The sequence below is a fragment of the Streptomyces sp. F001 genome, from assembly GCF_004187715.1.
Lineage (GTDB): Bacteria > Actinomycetota > Actinomycetes > Streptomycetales > Streptomycetaceae > Streptomyces > Streptomyces flavusporus.
In genome coordinates this window covers 348587-364030 of the sequence record NZ_QZWF01000001.1, presented here as the reverse complement: position 1 = coordinate 364030, position 15444 = coordinate 348587, and the positions used below count along the sequence as shown (strand labels likewise).

Genomic DNA, 15444 nt, shown 5'->3' with positions numbered 1-15444 from the left:
TGAAGACGATACTTCGGGGGTCCGTGAACCGTTCCCTGGCGAACGGAACAAGGGAGGAAGCAGTGATCCTGTTGAACAACCCCCGAACGCGGCGCAGACGCCTGGGAGTTGCCGCGGCAGCGGCCGGACTCCTGGCCGCGCTGCTGACGGTCCATCCGGCGGCCGCGACCCCCGACCCGGGGGACGGCCCGGCGGCCGACAAGGAGGTGTCCCGCAGCGCCCAGGCCGAGGTGCGCGAGGCCCTGGAGAGCGGGGAGATACCCGGCCAGGACGAGGTCGTCCACTCGGACAACATCGAGCACGTCACGAACATCCCCAAGGACGTGCTGCCCGGCACCAATTCGGATCTCGCCTTCCAGGGCAGGTACGCCTTCGCCGGCAACTACGACGGCTTCCGCATCTTCGACATCAGCAAGCCGAAGTCGCCGAAGACGGTCGCCCAGGTGCTGTGCCCCGGCTCGCAGAACGACATCTCCGTCTCCGGCAACCTGCTGTTCCTGTCCACCGACTCCTCGCGCAGCGACAGCAGTTGCAACAGCACCACGCAGCCGGTGACCGAGAAGTCCTCCTGGGAGGGCATGAAGGTCTTCGACATCAGCGACAAGCGCAACCCGAAGTACGTCGCCGCCGTCGAGACCGCCTGCGGTTCCCACACCCACACGCTGGTGCCCGAGCGCAGGAACGTCTACATCTACGTCTCCTCGTACTCGCCGAACGCCGCGTACCCCGACTGCCAGCCGCCGCACGACGGCATCTCCGTCATCAAGGTGCCTCGCAACGCGCCGGAGAAGGCTGCGCTCGTGGGCTTCCCGGTGCTCTTCCCCGGTGAGGGCCCGGACGGCGGCGGCAACCCGGGCGGGCCGACCAACCCGGGTGTCTCCAAGACGACCGGCTGCCACGACATCACCGTGCTGCCCTCACAGGACCTGGCGGCGGGCGCCTGCATGGGTGACGGCATCCTGTTCTCCATCAAGGACCCGGAGCGCCCGAAGGTCATCGACCAGGTGCAGGACAATGTGAACTTCGCGTTCTGGCACTCGGCGACCTTCAACCAGGACGCCGACAAGGTCGTGTTCACCGACGAGCTGGGCGGCGGTGGCGCGGCCACCTGCAACGAGGAGATCGGCCCGAACCGCGGCGCCGACGGTATCTACGACATCGTCGGCAAGGGCGACAATCGCAAGCTCGTCTTCCGCAGCTACTTCAAGATCGACCGCCACCAGGCGGACACCGAGGTCTGTGTGGCTCACAACGGCTCGCTGATCCCGGTCAAGGGCAAGGACATCATGGTCCAGGCCTGGTATCAGGGCGGCGTCTCCGTCTGGGACTTCACCGACTCCGCCCACCCGAAGGAGATCGCCTACTTCGAGCGCGGTCCGCTGACCACCGACCGGGTCACGACGGCCGGCTCCTGGTCGGCGTACTACTACAACGGTTACATCTACTCGAACGACATCGCCAAGGGCTTCGACGTCCTGAAGCTCGACGACCGGCGCACGGACCCGGCGAAGCGTGTCCGTCTGCACGAGCTCAACGTGCAGACGCAGCCGGACTACTTCGACTGATCCGAGGCCGGCCGGCCGAGGGCCGGTGTGTCTGCCGGGTCTGTCGCGAAGAACCGTGACAGGTCCCCGTCGCGTGTCCCGTCGGGCGTTTCGGCGTCCGGCGGGCACCCGAGCTCCCAGTCGAGCCGGTAGCGCCGGAACAGCTCGGTGCGCAGGGGAGTGACCGGCATCCCCACGTTCGGCAGCACCATCGCATAGACGGCCCCCATGAGCAGGGCGCGCAGCATCGCATAGTCGGTCTCGGCGTTCCGGGAGCCGTGCCGGGCCACGGTGTCCCGCAGCAGTTCGGCGAGCCGCTGCTGCTCCGGGCACTGCACGAAGCCCTCGGTGTCCAGCAGTCCCGCCATGTGCTGGCGCATCAGCACGGTCCGGTCCCGGGCCAGGCCCAGGATCGCGTCGATGGCACGCGCCATCCGCTCCCGGCCGTCCTCCGTGCGCGGTTCGCGCTCCAGTGCCTCCTCCAGCGTGCGGTGCATCAGCCGGTGCACGGCGGACTGCACGAGCTGGCGTTTGCCGGGGAAGTAGTACGACACCAGTCCGCGCGCCGAGCCGGCCCGGTCCGCGATGTCGCCGAGGGTCGTGGCCTCGTATCCCCGCTCGCTGACCAGCTCGACCGCCGCCTGCAGGAGCCGCTCCCGGGAACGCCGCCGCAACTCTTCATTGACCGAAGCGCTGCGGGGGGTCATGCTGTAACTCCTGCGTTGACTGGCTGCCAGCCAACTATACTCGGAACGTCCGTCCCGGGCCCTGCGGGGCCGGGACCGGCGGTGCCGTCTGTCTCGGGCGACGCGGGGGATCGTCCGAGACAGACGGTCATGTCACGGGTCGGTCGACCAGGTCCAGCACCGGGCGCAGCCCGTCGGGCCGCTCGTCGGCCGGCAGGTGGTGCACGAAGTGGACCGCGCAGCCCAGGGTGGCCGCGCCGCCGTCCGCCGGGGGTTCGTCACCCACCATCAGCACCTGCCGGGGATCGGCGCCGAGCTCCGTGCAGGCCGCAGCGAACAGCCGCGGATCCGGCTTGCGGATGCCGTGCTCGTAGGACAGGACGTACGTGCCCACGTAACGGTCGAGCCCGTGCGCGCGGAACACCGGGCGCAGGTCCCAGCCGATGTTGCTCACCACGCCGATGCCGACTCCCCGCTCGTGCAGCGTCCGAAGCACCTCGGCTGCGTCCGGGTACGGCGTCCACGCGGCCGGGGTCATATGGCGGTCGTAGAGCGCGTCGTGCAACCCGGGGTCGGGCAGCGGCACTTGGCGGGAGAGGCCGGTGTAGGCGGCCCGGTGCTGCGCCGGGCTCTGGTCCCGGACCTCCCACACGTCGGCCAGTTCGACGGGCACCCGCTCCGGGAACGCGCCGCCGGGCAGCGCCCCGGCCGCCTGCAGCGCCTGCGCGGCCTTGCCGAACTCGGGCTCGGGCAGCGGGACATCGGCCTCGGTCAGTACGGCGCGCAGCCAGGACTCGGTGGACTCGACACGGAAGAGGGTTCCGGAGAAGTCGAACAGCACGGCGATCATGCGGCGATCCTATGAGCCCGCGTTCCACACCGAAGGCGGTTCGTCTCCGGGTGTGGTCAGGGTCGCCACCGTTCGTGGGCGGTCACCGCGAGCGTCACCACCGTCGCGCCCAGCAGCCAGCCGCCGACGACGTCCGAGGTCCAGTGCACGCCGAGCCACACCCGGGTCAGCCCCACGCCGAGCACGGACACCGCGGCCACGCCGAGGGCCGTACGGCACAGGGCGCGGTCGGCGCCGTGGCGGTGCAGGAGCCACAGGAGCAGGCCCAGGACCACCGTGGCGGTCATGGCGTGGCCGGAGGGAAAGGCCGCGTAGTGGGCGGAGTCGACCGGATCGGACCAGACGGGGCGCGCACGGTCCACCGCGGCCTTCAGGAACTGTTGGACGGCCGTGCTCAGCGCGACGGTGACCACCAGCCACGCCGCGGTCCACCACGCCGAGTGTCTCCACACCAGCCACACCACGACCGCCCCGCACAGGATGCGCATCGTCAGCGGGTCCCAGATCCAGTCCGTGAGGATGCGGCACACCTGCGTGATCCCGGATTCCTCGACCGCCCAGCGATGGGTGGTGCGGGAGACGTCGCCGTCCAGGTTCATGAGGGGGTGCCACTCGGCGGCGACCAGGACGAGGAGCAGGAGGGAGCACACCGCCAGCGTGAGGGGTGCCCGGTGGGCGGTGCGGTACTCCGGCGGTCGGGGCGGGGATTCGACGGTGGGGATGTGCATGGTGCGATCCTCGCCGACTGGTGGGGCAGGAAGCGACCCCCCTCCCAGGATGCGCCTACCCCAGTGCCCGCAACCCCGGTACGAACGCCACCAGCACCGGCACGACCGGCACGAGCGCGGCCGTCGCCGTGAGCCGCAGCCGCCGGACAGCGGTGAGCCGGTCCGGGGGAGTGAGCAGCCGGTGCACCCGCTGCGGCACATGGGCCTGCGGTGTCGGGCAGGGGCCGAACACGCCTCGGTCCTCGTTGACTCCCACCAGCGCGAGCGCAGTGGTCAGCCGCCCGAAGCGGCGGGAGGCCATGTCGTCCGCGGCGAGCTCCACCAGTCGGTGCATCTCGTCGCGGAACGCGGCGAACACCGGCACCCGCGGGAACCCGCACGCCAGTGCGGCCGAGCAGTGCAGCAGCCAGTCGTGCCGGGCCCGGGCATGTCCCTGCTCGTGCGCGAGGAGGGCGTCCAGTTGCTGTCCCTTCAGCCGGCGCAGGGCGGCGGTGGTGAGGACGAGCCGGGGTGCCGTGCCGGGCAGCCACCAGGCGTCCGGCCGCTCACCCTCCAGGACGACGAGCCGACCGTTCCCCGGCTCCTCACCCGGCAGCAGCGGGGCCCGCACGAGGAGTTCGGCACGTCGCCGCCGACGCCGTGCCTGCGCCCGTACGACCTCCCGGACCAGCATCACCGCGGTCCAGACGGCGCCCGACGCGAGCGCGAGCGCTGTCGTCGCCGCCCAGGGGCCGGTCGTACCCAGCGCATAGGCCTCCACGACCGCGCGCGGTGCCGGTGCGAACACATGGCCGCGCACCGCCTGCCAGGCGGCCGCCGCGCTGAGCGTCATCGACAGCGCGCAGCACAGCAGTACGGCCACCACCACGCACTGCCAGACCCACAGGGCAACCACCGGTTCGCGGTCCGGCCAGTCGGTCCGGGCGAGCAGCCGTGGGGCCAGGACGGCGGTCAGGGCGCCGAGCAGCAACAGTGCCGCGGGGACCATCATGGGGACACCTTATGAGCGCCGGCTCAGCGGGAGGCTCGCCTTCCCGCAAAGTGACACAGACCACAGGGCTCGTACCGTCCGCGTCCGCCGCCCCCTCACAGTGTCAGCAGCATCGCGACCATGGCGATGCCCATCGACAGCCGGCAGGCCCGCGCCAGCTCGGGCCGGTCGCCCCACCCCGCGGTGCGGGGGGCACCCGCCACGGCCGGGGCAGGTATCAGGCGCACTCCGCCGAGCAGCACGTATCCGGTGAAGTAGAGCAGCAGGAGCCCGGTGAGCAGGGGGAGCCCGGCGCCGCCGGGTCCGTGTCCGGGGGCGTCGTTCGGGGTACCGGCCATGACCACCGCCATGTAGACCATGGCCGAGGCGCCCACCAGGTGGTGCAGATGGCGGGCCCCGCCCCGGGCGGCCCACAGGGCGCGCAGTGCGGCCGCGCCGAACAGGACCGCGAAGGCGGGCCAGGCCCAGGCCGGCGGTGTGTACACGGCCGTCGGTACGGCCATCGCGGCCATGCCGAAGCCCATCAGCGCCTCGTCTCCCGCGGCCCGGCGCTGTTCCTCGACGGTGCTGCGCAGTCGCAGCAGGCAGTAGGCGCCGGTCACCGCGCACAGCGCGACCAGCAGCCAGCCGGACGCAGCCGGTCCGTGCACGCGCACCTCCCTGCCCGGGGGATCGTCGACAGGGCGTCGACGGTCGGTCTAGGGATGCCCGGTCCGTACGGCGCGCACGCGAGCGCAAGGGTGTACGCGGGGGGCATTCGCCGGAGCGGGGGCGGCACCGGGAGGCCGTCTCGCCCGATTTCTTTTACTGGTAAAACACATGTTAAGTTGTTTGATATGAGCAGTGCGACCCCCGCCCCCACAACCCAGCGCCTGCGCCGCCTCCCGCTCACCGGTGTGCTGCGCCTCGGCCGTCCCTCCGACATCTGGTTCAAGCCCGCGCTGAGCGTGGTCGCCGCGGTCGCCCCGCCCAACCTGACCCTCCTGGCGCTCGACCGCCTCGACCTGGCCGTCTGCACGATGGCCGGATCCCTGTGCGCCCTGTACGCCCACAACCGTCCCTACGCCGCCCGGGCCAGGGCGCTGGCGTGGGTGGTGCTGGGCATGCTCGGCGGGCTCGCTGTCGCCCTGGTCACGGCCTCGCTCACCACGAACGCCGCCGTGCTGGTCACCGTCGGCGCCCTGCTGGCTGCCGTACAGAAGGTGCTGTGCGACGCGACGCGCATCGGACCGCCGGGCAACGTCATCCTCACCTTCGTCAGCTCCGCCGCGCTGTTCGCCCCGCAGACCCTGGCCCAGGTCCCCGGTCACCTGGCGCTGGGCGTCGTGGCGGGCGTCTGGTCCTGGCTCGTCTGCATGGCGCCGGCCCTGGTCCGCCCGTACGGCCCGGAGCGCCGCGCCACCGCACACGCCCTGAACGCAGCCGTCGCGTACGCCGACACCCGCGGCACCGGAGACGCGCACGCCCGGGCCGTCGCGGCCGCCGCCGTGCAGGCCGCCTGGCAGTCGCTGCTGTCCGTCCGCGCCCGCTCCACGACCCGGCGTGCCCTGCAGCGTCTCGTCGTCCGCGCCGAGGTCGCCCTGGCAGCGCCCGCCGACACGGATCCGGCACGCCTGCGTGCCTGGGCCCGTGAACTGCGCGGCACCCGGTCTGTGCCGCACCCGGGTGACGCGGACGCCGACGAACTGCTCGGCGTGGACATCGACCTCGCTGCCTCGAAGCAGCCGCTACGGCGCGCCCTCGCGCCCCTCACCCCGATCGCCCTGCGTACCGCTCTCGGCTGCGCCCTCGCCGGATACGCCTCCCTCGCCCTCGGTATCGGCCGCCCGTACTGGGCCCTGGTCACCGCCGCCGCCCTCTACCAGGCCAACCTCACGCTCACCTGGAGCCGGGGCGTGCAGCGCGTCGTCGGCAACCTCGCCGGGGTCCTCCTCTTCGCCGCCGTCGCCCCGCTCGCCCACCTCGGCCCCGCGGCCCTCGTACTGTGCTGCCTCGCCTTCAACTTCGGGGCGGAGGCGCTGATCGGCCGCAACTACTGGCTCGGCAGCGTCTGCGTGACCCCGATGGCGCTGCTCATCACCGAGTTCACCGGGTTCCAGAACCCCGGGACGCTGATCGTCGAGCGGGTCGTCGACACTCTCGTCGGCGCGCTGGTCGGCCTCGTGGCCGCCGCCGCCGTCACCAACCGGCGGGCGGGCGACCGCCTCGAACGCGCCCTGGCCGTCGCCGAGCGCGCCCGTGAGCGCACCGCCCGTCTGCTGTCCGAGCCGCACCCGGACGCCGGTGCTCTTCAGGCCGCCCGCCGAAGCCTCGCCGCCGCCCTGGCCGACCTGCGCGCCACCGCGGATGCCGCGTCCGGCGAGTGGTGGCAGCGGGCCCTGCCCCAGGAGCGGGTCGTGCTCGTCGAGCAGTCGGGACACCGTACGCTCGCGGCGACGGTACGGCGCCAGAGCCCGGACCTGGACCGGGACACGGGCATGATGACGGAGGATGCACGGCCATGACGGGGACGAACCGGCGGCGGACGACCGGGCACGAGACGACCGGCGCGACGGGGCGCGACGCCGGTGCTGCGCGGGGCGACACGGTCGCCGCGGTCGTCCGGCAGTGGCAGTCCGTGCATCCCGACCTCGACACCGGCCCCATGGAGATCATCGGCCGGGTCAACCGCTGTGCGGCCCTGCTCCAGCAGGCCGAGGACGCACCGTTGCGCCGGGCCGGGCTCAGCCGGCCCGAGTTCGACCTGCTCGGCGCGTTGCGCCGCACCGGTCACGAGCTGACGCCGGGCGAACTGGCCCGGGAGACCTTCTCCTCCGGTGCTGCCGTCACCAAACGCCTCAAGCACCTCACCGAACGCGGCTTCGTGGAGCGACGCGGTGACGCCCGTGACCGCCGCGTCGCCCATCTTCGCCTCACGGACGCCGGACGCGACCTGGTCGACGCGATCCTGCCCGAGCAGCTCGCCTACGAGACCGCTGTCCTGTCCGGCATGGGCACACCGGCGCAGGGCGAACTCGCCACGCTGCTGGGTGAGTTGCTCGAGCAGCTGGAGGGGCGGCTCGGGGCACTGCGGGTCTGAGCGGCCGCCGGGCGTTCCCGACGGTGCCCTCAGAGCACGTCGTGCACCGTGCGCCGGGGCGTGGAGCGTCGGTCGTCGATGTCGGGCGGCGCACTCCGGTGCAAACGCCGGTTCAGCCCTCGTGGCCTGCGAGATACACGCCGAAGACGGCACCCTGTGGATCGCGCAGCACCGCGATGCGCGGTCCGTCCGGCACGGAGGTGGGCTCCATGAGGGCCGTGCCGCCCGCCCCGGTCGCCGTGGCGGTGGTGTCGTCCACGTCGGCCACGGCGAAGTACGGCAGCCAGTGCGGCGGCACCTCGTGCGGGAACTTGTCGTCCATGGTCATCATGCCGCCGAAGTCCACCCCGGCGATGCCCCACTGGGTGTAGTGCTCCGAGGCGTTGACGGTCCAGCCGAAGACGGTGGTGTAGAAGTCCCGCGCCCGCGCGGGTTCCCGGGTCATCAGCTCCACCCAGCCGAGCGAGCCCGGCGCGTTGAACAGCCCGGCGCCCTCGAAGGCGCGGGGCTGCCACAGGGTGAAGGCAGCGCCGGACGGGTCGGCGGCCACCGCGAAACGGCCCATGTCGAACACGTCCATCGGCCCCATCAGCACCGTCCCGCCGGCCGCCGTGATCTCCCGTGCGCTCTCGTCCGCGTCCCGGACCGAGAACGACACGGTCCATGCGACCGGCTGTCCCTCCTGGTTCAGCGGCGACAGCGCGGCGACCGGTGCGTCGCCCAGATGCGCGACCGTGTAGCCGCCGGCCTCCTGACGTGGATCCGTCTCGGCCCGCCAGCCGAACAGCTCGCCGTAGAACCGCTTGGCGGACTCCAGATCGCTGGTCCCCAACTCGGCCCAGCAGGGCCCGCCGACCACCGGCTTGTCGAGCCTCATCCGACGTCCCTTCCGCAGCGCGAACCCACACCAGCACGCTAGCGCCGCCCACTGACAGCGGCCATCCGGGACTCCCTCGCGCCGGGCGACGCCCGTCGCACGCGCACCGGGGATCAGATCCCGGGCCGGTACCGGATCGGATGGTCCGCGGGCACCTCCACCAGCACGATCGGCGTGCCGTCCGGATCCGCGATCCACATCTCGATCAGCCCCCACGGCTCGCGCAGCGGTGGCCGCACGATGTCGACGCCCTTGGCCCGCAGCTCCTCCTCGGCCGAGGTCACGTCGTCGACCTGGAGCCAGAGCCGTACGGCCGGGGACGGCGGGGTCTCGGACCGGCCCGAGATCTCCAGGAAGCCGCCGCCGAGGAAGTAGACGGTGCCGCGGTCCGGCCCCGTACCGAACTCGCGGTAGACGGCGAGGCCCAACTGTTCGCCGTAGAAGACTCGGGACCGCTCGGCGTCGTTGGGGCGGAGCAGGGTCCGGCTGCTGAGTACGTGCACCATGCACCCGGAGCCTAGCTGTATTGACCCGCAGCGTTACTCTCGTCCGTGCCCGAGCCACGCCCGAGAAACCGGAGAGACGCTCCCATGGACACCGCCGCCACCGGACTGACCTTCCGTGACGCCACCGACGCCGACGTCGAGGCGCTGGTCGTGCTGATCGAGTCGGCGTACCGGGGCGACTCCAGCCGGGCCGGGTGGACCACCGAGGCGGACATCCTTCAGGGGCAGCGGACCGACCCCGAAGGCGTCCGGGCCGTGATCAAGTCGCCCGACAGCAGGCTGCTGACGGTGGAGCAGGTCGGTGCGGTCGTCGCCTGCTGCCAGCTCGAGCACCGCGGTGACCATGCCTACTTCGGGATGTTCGCGGTCAGCCCGCGACTCCAGGGCGCCGGCCTCGGCAAGGTGATCATCGCCGAGGCGGAGCGGCAGGCCCGTGCGACCTGGGGCGTGACGCAGATGCACATGACCGTGATCTCCGTACGCGAGGACCTCATCGCCTGGTACGAGCGGCGCGGCTACCGCCGTACCGGAAAGATGACGCCGTTCCCGTACGGCGACGAGCGGTTCGGCATCCCGCAGCGCGACGACCTGCAGTTCGAGCTGCTGGTCAAGGAGCTCGCCTGAGCCGTACGTCGCGGTGTCTCAGGCCGTGAACCGGCCGGTGCGTTTGATCTCCGGGTAGTCGGTCGTCGCTCCGTCCAGCTCCAGCGCGCGGACGAGGCGCAGGTGTTCCTGCGTGTTCACCACCCAGCCGATGATCCGCAGGCCGGCTTCGCGTGCGTGCTCCACGACCTCCAGGGTGAGCCGGCGGATGTTCAGGCAGACGGTCGCCGCACCGGCGTCCACGGCGCGCTCCACGATGTCGGTGCCGTACCTGCTGCCGATCAGCGCGGTCCGCACCCCGGGCAGCAGCCGGGCGATCTCGGCGATGGCCTCGTCGTGGAACGAGGACACCTCGATCCGCTCCACCAGGTCCCGTTCGCGCATGACCTCCGCCAGCGCCCGCGCGGCGGCCACGTCCTTGATCTCGGCCTGCAGCGGCGCGTCGACCGCGTCCAGGACCTCCTCGAACACCGGGATCCGTTCGCCCTGTCCGGCGTCCAGGGCCCGCAGCTCGGCAAGGGTCTTCTCGGCGACCGGACCGGTGCCGTCGGTCGTACGGTCCACCTCGGTGTCGTGCAGCACGACGAGGGCGCCGTCCTTGCTGAGGTGCAGATCGAGTTCGATGACGTCGAGGCCGGCCTGCTCGGCGGCGACGAAGGAACGCAGGGTGTTCTCGGGTGCGACACCCATGACTCCGCGGTGACCGATGGTGAGGAAGTTCAAGGTCCGACTCGCTTCCTTTTGACGGCGGCGGCAGGTATCGCGCGGACCGGGACGGCCCTGGGCGCGACAGGGCCGCAGCCTAGTAGATTGTCGCTGCTAAGTATGGCTCTGATTGGTGGAGTTGACGGTCGGGCAGTCTCCCCTCGCCGCTTCACTTCGGCCGGGCGGGGGTGCCATGTCGTCACAGAAGAAGTATCCGGTTGCCTTGAGTGCTGAGGATCGTCAGGCGTTGGTGCGGGTGACCACGACGGGGGTCCGCAGCGCGTCGATGATCAGGCGGGCTCGGGTGCTGCTCGCGTTGGACAGGTCGGTCGGCGAGGTCGATCCGCGGGCGGTGATCGCGGCACGGGTCGGGGTCTCGTGCGAGTCGGTCCGCCTGATCTCGAAGCGGTACGCGGAGACCGGCGGCGATGTGTGGGCCACGGTCGGCCGGAAGGAACGCGCATGCCCGCCGGTGCCCTCCCCGGTGACCGGCGAGGTCGAAGCCCGGCTGATCGCGCTGGCCTGCTCGACGCCGCCCAAGGGACATGCCCGGTGGTCGCTGCGCCTGCTGGAGAAGCACGTCGCGCTGATCGAGGACATCCCGAACCTGGACCACTCCACGATCGGCCGGGTGTTAAAAAAACGGAACTTCGTCCTCACCTGAAGAAGTGCTGGACCATCCCGCCCTCCGCGAATGCGGCCTTCGCCGCGGCGATGGAAGACGTCCTGGCGGTTTACCGCCGCCCCTGCGACCCGGCGCGCCCGGTGGTGTGCATGGACGAGAAGCCGTACCAGCTGCTCGGCCACGTCCGCGATCCGCTTCCCCCGCGGCCCGGCCGTGACCGCCGCGAGGACAACGAGTACGTCCGCTCGGGGACCTGCTCGATCTTCTGCTGGGTTGAACCGCTGCGCGGATGGCGACGCGTGGATGCCCAGCCCCGCCGGACCAAGGTCGACTGGGCGCGCCAGGTCGAACACCTGCTGACCGTGGACTATCCCGACGCCGCCACGGTCGTGCTGGTGATGGACAACCTCAACACCCACACCATCGCCTCGCTCTATGAGGCGTTCGACCCGGGGAAAGCCTTCGCGCTGGCACAGCGCCTGGAGATCCACCACACCCCCAAACACGGATCCTGGCTCAACATCGCCGAGATCGAGCTCTCCGCGCTCACCCGCCAGTGCCTGGACCGCCGCATCGACGACCTCGCCGTGCTCAACGCCGAACTCGCCGCCTGGCAGCAGCAGACCAACAGCGACCAGCGCCAAGTCGACTGGCACTTCACCACCGACGACGCCCGCGTGAAACTGCGCCACCTCTACCCAACCGCACAGCAAAACTAAGTTGCGACAATCTACTAGTGTCCTGTCCCGCCGATGAACCCCTGCCTACACGTCGGTATCGGGACGACGGCGGGGCGGACGTGGTGCCCTCTCGGCCGGCGTTCCCCGACGCCGGCGGCGCTCCGGTGGCCGACAGGAAAAAGTTCGGTAACGATGGGGGTGCACAGGATAATTTCCCGCAGCTCCCCTTGCTGGGAGAAACCGCCTATGCATACGGTGTGCTTACGCAAGGTTCTCCAGTGGAGGATGGGACATGACGGAAATTCTTGTGCAGACGGGTGCGGAGGAGCAGGTTCCTCCCGTGGCCAGGGTGGTGGAGCATCCGGCGTGGCCCGTGCTCAAGGATGCCGTGGAGCAGATCCGGCCATGGCAGTCCAAGGACGGATCGATCGACTTCGACGCCGAGGGCGCCCCGGCCCCCGCGGACGCCGAGCTCGCCGTGCGCCGGATCGCCGACGCCGTCGAGGAACTGTCCCCGCTGCTCCCGCACGACGCCGCCTACCACGCGGCGCTGGTGAAGGACCTGCGCCGCTGGGCCGACGACGGCTTCAAGGTGCCCGACTTCCTCGACTCGCTGCTCGCCTTCCAGCCCGCGGCGAACCGCCGGGACGGCCTGCAGCACCTGGTCGTCTTCCCGATGTACACCCAGAACGGCAACCCCGACCGCAACCTCGAGGCGGTCGTGCTGCGCATGGTCTGGCCGGACTGGCTGGCCGAACTGGAGCGCACCCGCTACGACAACCCGCTGTTCTGCGGCATCAAGTTCGAGGACTTCACGGCGGGCTACGACACCAACTCCGCCGTCCTCTTCCCCGAGACCATCGCCGTGCGCGAGGCCCCCGAGCGCTTCACCTGGGGCGGCATCTTCTGTGACCGCGAGGCCGCCCGCTTCCGCCGCGTCACCGCGGCCGCCGTCGACACCCTCGGCCTGGAACTGCCCGAGGACATCGCCGCGATGGTGCACGACCAGAAGCGCAGCGAAGAGGCCTTCGTGCTGTGGGACATGGTCCACGACCGCACCCACAGCCACGGCGACCTGCCCTTCGACCCGTTCATGATCAAGCAGCGCCAGCCGTTCTGGATGTACGGCCTGGAGGAGCTGCGCTGCGACCTCACCGCCTTCAAGGAGGCCGTGAAGCTCCAGACCGAGGGCGTCCCGCAGGCTCGTGACGTGCAGTACGCGGTGCTCTTCGACCGCATGTTCCGCTTCCCGGTCACCGGCGAGCGCGTCCGCAACTACGACGGCCTCGGCGGCCAGCTCCTCTTCGCCTACCTGCACAAGCACGACGTCGTCTGCTGGACCGACAACAAGCTGTCCATCGACTGGCAGCGCGCTCCGCAGGTCACCAACCAGCTGTGCGCCGAGATCGAGCAGCTGTACCGGGACGGCATCGACCGCCCGAAGCTCGTGCACTGGTTCGCCGGGTACGAGCTGGTCTCGACCTACCTCGCCCCGCACCCGGGCTCCAAGTGGGCCAAGGGCCCCGACGCCCTGGACCTGACCCAGCCGCCGCGCAAGCTCGTCGATGATGTGCTTCCGGACGAGTTTCCGCTGAGCATGTTCTATGAGGCGCTGTCCAAGAAGCTGAAGAACGTGATTGCGTCGACCAGGGGCATCACGGCGGACAGCATCGAGCGGGTCGCCGCGTGAGCGATCTCGTCCAGAACACTGCTCAGGAGGCGAGGATCATGGGGAACGGGGCTCTCAGCGGTGCGGTGGTCGCGGTGGCCGGCGCGGGTGGACCCGCCGGGCGGGCGGCGCTGCTCAGGCTGGCCGAGGCGGGGGCGACCGTCGTCGGCGCGGACAACGACCCGGAGCGGCTGGCGGAAGCCGTGGACGCGGCCAGCTACGCGCACGGCGGCGCCACCGTCGTCGGCGACACGGTGGACCTGCTCGACCGGCAGGCCTCCCAGGACTGGGCCAACCGCATCGAGAAGGACTTCGGCCGTGTCGACGGCCTGGTCCACCTCGTGGGCGGCTGGCGCGGCAGCGAGACGTTCACCAAGACCAGCCTCGACGACTGGGACTTCCTCGAGCTGCTGCTGGTGCGCACCGTGGCACACACCTCCCTCGCCTTCCACGAGGCGCTGCAGCGCAGCGACCGCGGCCGGTACGTCCTGATCAGCGCCGCGGGCGCCACCAGGCCCACCGCCGGCAACGCCGCCTACGCCGCCGCCAAGGCCGCCGCCGAGGCGTGGACCCTGGCCCTGGCCGACTACTTCCGCAAGGCCGGGGGCCCTGAGGGGCCGACGTCCGCGGCTGCCATCCTGGTGGTGAAGGCACTGGTGCACGACGCGATGCGCGCCGAGCGACCCAACGCGAAGTTCGCGGGCTTCACGGACGTCAAGGACCTGGCCGAGGCCATCGTCGGCGTCTGGGACAAGCCCGCCGCAGAAGTGAACGGAAACCGTCTGTGGCTGACCGAGAAGCCGTGAACCCCCCGAAGACCGACGCGCGTCGCCATCACGACCCGGAGGTCCGCGGTTTCGCCAGTGACAACTACGCCGGGGCCCACCCCGAGGTGCTCGCCGCCCTGGCCCTGGCCAACGGCGGCCACCAGGTCGCGTACGGCGAGGACGCGTACACCGACAACCTCCAGCGGATCGTCCGCAGCCACTTCGGGGCCACGGCGGAGGCCTTCCCGGTCTTCAACGGCACCGGCGCCAACGTCGTCGCACTCCAGGCGGTCACCGACCGCTGGGGTGCGGTGATCTGCGCGGAGAGCGCGCACATCAACGTCGACGAGGGCGGCGCACCCGAGCGGATGGGCGGCCTGAAGCTGCTCACCGTCCCCACCCCCGACGGCAAGCTCACCCCCGAGCTGATCGACCGGCAGGCGTACGGCTGGGAGGACGAGCACCGCGCGATGCCGCAGGTCGTCTCGATCACCCAGAGCACCGAACTCGGCACCCTTTACACGCCCGACGAGATCCGCGCCATCTGCGAGCACGCCCACGCGCGCGGGATGAAGGTTCACCTCGACGGCTCCCGGATCGCCAACGCGGCCGCATCCCTGAACGTGCCGATGCGCACGTTCACCAACGCGGTCGGTGTCGACATCCTCTCCCTCGGCGGGACCAAGAACGGCGCCCTGTTCGGCGAGGCGGTCGTCGTCCTCGACCAGGACGCCGTCAGCCACATGAAGCACCTGCGCAAGCTGTCCATGCAGCTCGCCTCCAAGATGCGCTTCGTGTCGGTGCAGTTGGAGGCGCTGCTCGCCAAGGACCTGTGGCTGCGCAACGCCCGCCACTCCAACGAGATGGCCCAGCGCCTCGCCGAGGGCGTCCGTGCCGTGCACGGCGTCGAGATCCTCTACCCGGTACAGGCCAACGCGGTCTTCGCCCGCCTGCCGCACGACGTGAGCGAGCGCCTGCAGAAGCGGTTCCGCTTCTACTTCTGGGACGAGGCAGCCGGCGACGTCCGCTGGATGTGCGCCTTCGACACGACGGAAGAGGACGTGGACGCGTTCGTGGCGGCGCTCAAGGAGGAGATGGCTCGATAGCGCCTCCTTGCGTGGGCATGATTCTTTG

General features: G+C 70.9%; 17 protein-coding genes. 9 read left to right on the top strand and 8 right to left on the bottom strand.

The window, feature by feature from the left end; all coding sequences use genetic code 11:
* Positions 1-62: 62 nt before the first annotated feature.
* Positions 63-1565, top strand: a complete 1503-nt coding sequence (locus StrepF001_RS01755; protein WP_129796497.1) for a hypothetical protein — start codon at positions 63-65, stop codon at positions 1563-1565.
* Here StrepF001_RS01755 and StrepF001_RS01750 read toward each other — a convergent pair.
* From StrepF001_RS01750 to StrepF001_RS01730, 5 genes are all read right to left on the bottom strand, one after another.
* The gene (locus tag StrepF001_RS01750) at positions 1553-2251 is read right to left on the bottom strand and encodes a TetR/AcrR family transcriptional regulator (RefSeq protein ID WP_129796496.1); all 699 of its coding nucleotides are present in this window, start codon (positions 2249-2251) and stop codon (positions 1553-1555) included. The genes StrepF001_RS01755 and StrepF001_RS01750 overlap by 13 nt on opposite strands.
* Before the next feature lie 127 nt (positions 2252-2378).
* On the bottom strand, positions 2379-3080 hold the full coding sequence (locus tag StrepF001_RS01745) for an HAD-IA family hydrolase (protein ID WP_129796495.1): 702 nt from the start codon (positions 3078-3080) through the stop codon (positions 2379-2381).
* 56 nt (positions 3081-3136) lie between these two features.
* Positions 3137-3808 carry a phosphatase PAP2 family protein gene (locus tag StrepF001_RS01740; RefSeq protein ID WP_129796494.1) on the bottom strand — a complete coding sequence of 224 codons (672 nt, stop codon included), beginning with the start codon at positions 3806-3808 and terminating at the stop codon, positions 3137-3139.
* Positions 3809-3863: 55 nt separating this feature from the next.
* Positions 3864-4799, bottom strand: a complete 936-nt coding sequence (locus StrepF001_RS01735; protein ID WP_129796493.1) for a M56 family metallopeptidase — start codon at positions 4797-4799, stop codon at positions 3864-3866.
* A 95-nt stretch (positions 4800-4894) separates the two neighbouring features.
* Positions 4895-5449, bottom strand: a complete 555-nt coding sequence (locus StrepF001_RS01730) for a DUF5134 domain-containing protein (RefSeq protein WP_129796492.1) — start codon at positions 5447-5449, stop codon at positions 4895-4897.
* Positions 5450-5635: 186 nt separating this feature from the next.
* On the opposite strand from StrepF001_RS01730, the gene StrepF001_RS01725 reads away from it, so the two are divergent.
* Positions 5636-7303 (top strand): FUSC family protein, encoded by a 1668-nt coding sequence (locus tag StrepF001_RS01725; RefSeq protein ID WP_240797256.1) that lies wholly within the window; start codon positions 5636-5638, stop codon positions 7301-7303.
* Positions 7300-7878, top strand: coding sequence for a MarR family transcriptional regulator (locus StrepF001_RS01720; protein ID WP_240797255.1), 579 nt, complete (start codon positions 7300-7302; stop codon positions 7876-7878). Before StrepF001_RS01725 ends, StrepF001_RS01720 begins: the two co-directional genes overlap by 4 nt.
* A gap of 112 nt (positions 7879-7990) precedes the next feature.
* On the opposite strand, the gene StrepF001_RS01715 is transcribed toward StrepF001_RS01720, so the two are convergent.
* Together StrepF001_RS01715 and StrepF001_RS01710 are read right to left on the bottom strand one after the other, a co-directional pair.
* Positions 7991-8755 carry a VOC family protein gene (locus tag StrepF001_RS01715; RefSeq protein WP_129796490.1) on the bottom strand — a complete coding sequence of 255 codons (765 nt, stop codon included), beginning with the start codon at positions 8753-8755 and terminating at the stop codon, positions 7991-7993.
* A gap of 113 nt (positions 8756-8868) precedes the next feature.
* Complete coding sequence (locus StrepF001_RS01710) at positions 8869-9261, bottom strand: VOC family protein (protein WP_129796489.1); 393 nt, start codon at positions 9259-9261, stop codon at positions 8869-8871.
* Positions 9262-9345: 84 nt separating this feature from the next.
* On the opposite strand from StrepF001_RS01710, the gene StrepF001_RS01705 reads away from it, so the two are divergent.
* Positions 9346-9885 carry a GNAT family N-acetyltransferase gene (locus tag StrepF001_RS01705; RefSeq protein ID WP_129796488.1) on the top strand — a complete coding sequence of 180 codons (540 nt, stop codon included), beginning with the start codon at positions 9346-9348 and terminating at the stop codon, positions 9883-9885.
* 18 nt (positions 9886-9903) lie between these two features.
* On the opposite strand, the gene StrepF001_RS01700 is transcribed toward StrepF001_RS01705, so the two are convergent.
* Positions 9904-10587 carry a glycerophosphodiester phosphodiesterase family protein gene (locus StrepF001_RS01700; protein WP_129796487.1) on the bottom strand — a complete coding sequence of 228 codons (684 nt, stop codon included), beginning with the start codon at positions 10585-10587 and terminating at the stop codon, positions 9904-9906.
* Positions 10588-10792: 205 nt separating this feature from the next.
* Here StrepF001_RS01700 and StrepF001_RS46230 point away from each other — a divergent pair, with 205 nt between their 5' ends.
* The 5 genes from StrepF001_RS46230 (at position 10793) to StrepF001_RS01680 (ending at position 15416) form a co-directional block, all read left to right on the top strand.
* Positions 10793-11233, top strand: coding sequence for a helix-turn-helix domain-containing protein (locus StrepF001_RS46230; RefSeq protein ID WP_206306759.1), 441 nt, complete (start codon positions 10793-10795; stop codon positions 11231-11233).
* Positions 11122-11913 carry an IS630 family transposase gene (locus StrepF001_RS01695; protein ID WP_206306758.1) on the top strand — a complete coding sequence of 264 codons (792 nt, stop codon included), beginning with the start codon at positions 11122-11124 and terminating at the stop codon, positions 11911-11913. The genes StrepF001_RS46230 and StrepF001_RS01695 overlap by 112 nt, the downstream gene beginning before the upstream one ends.
* Positions 11914-12166: 253 nt before the next feature.
* On the top strand, positions 12167-13564 hold the full coding sequence (locus StrepF001_RS01690) for a DUF6421 family protein (RefSeq protein ID WP_129796486.1): 1398 nt from the start codon (positions 12167-12169) through the stop codon (positions 13562-13564).
* Positions 13565-13602: 38 nt separating this feature from the next.
* Positions 13603-14349 (top strand): SDR family oxidoreductase, encoded by a 747-nt coding sequence (locus StrepF001_RS01685; RefSeq protein ID WP_129796485.1) that lies wholly within the window; start codon positions 13603-13605, stop codon positions 14347-14349.
* Positions 14346-15416, top strand: coding sequence for a low specificity L-threonine aldolase (locus StrepF001_RS01680; RefSeq protein ID WP_129796483.1), 1071 nt, complete (start codon positions 14346-14348; stop codon positions 15414-15416). The genes StrepF001_RS01685 and StrepF001_RS01680 overlap by 4 nt, the downstream gene beginning before the upstream one ends.
* The last annotated feature ends 28 nt before the right edge of the window (positions 15417-15444 follow it).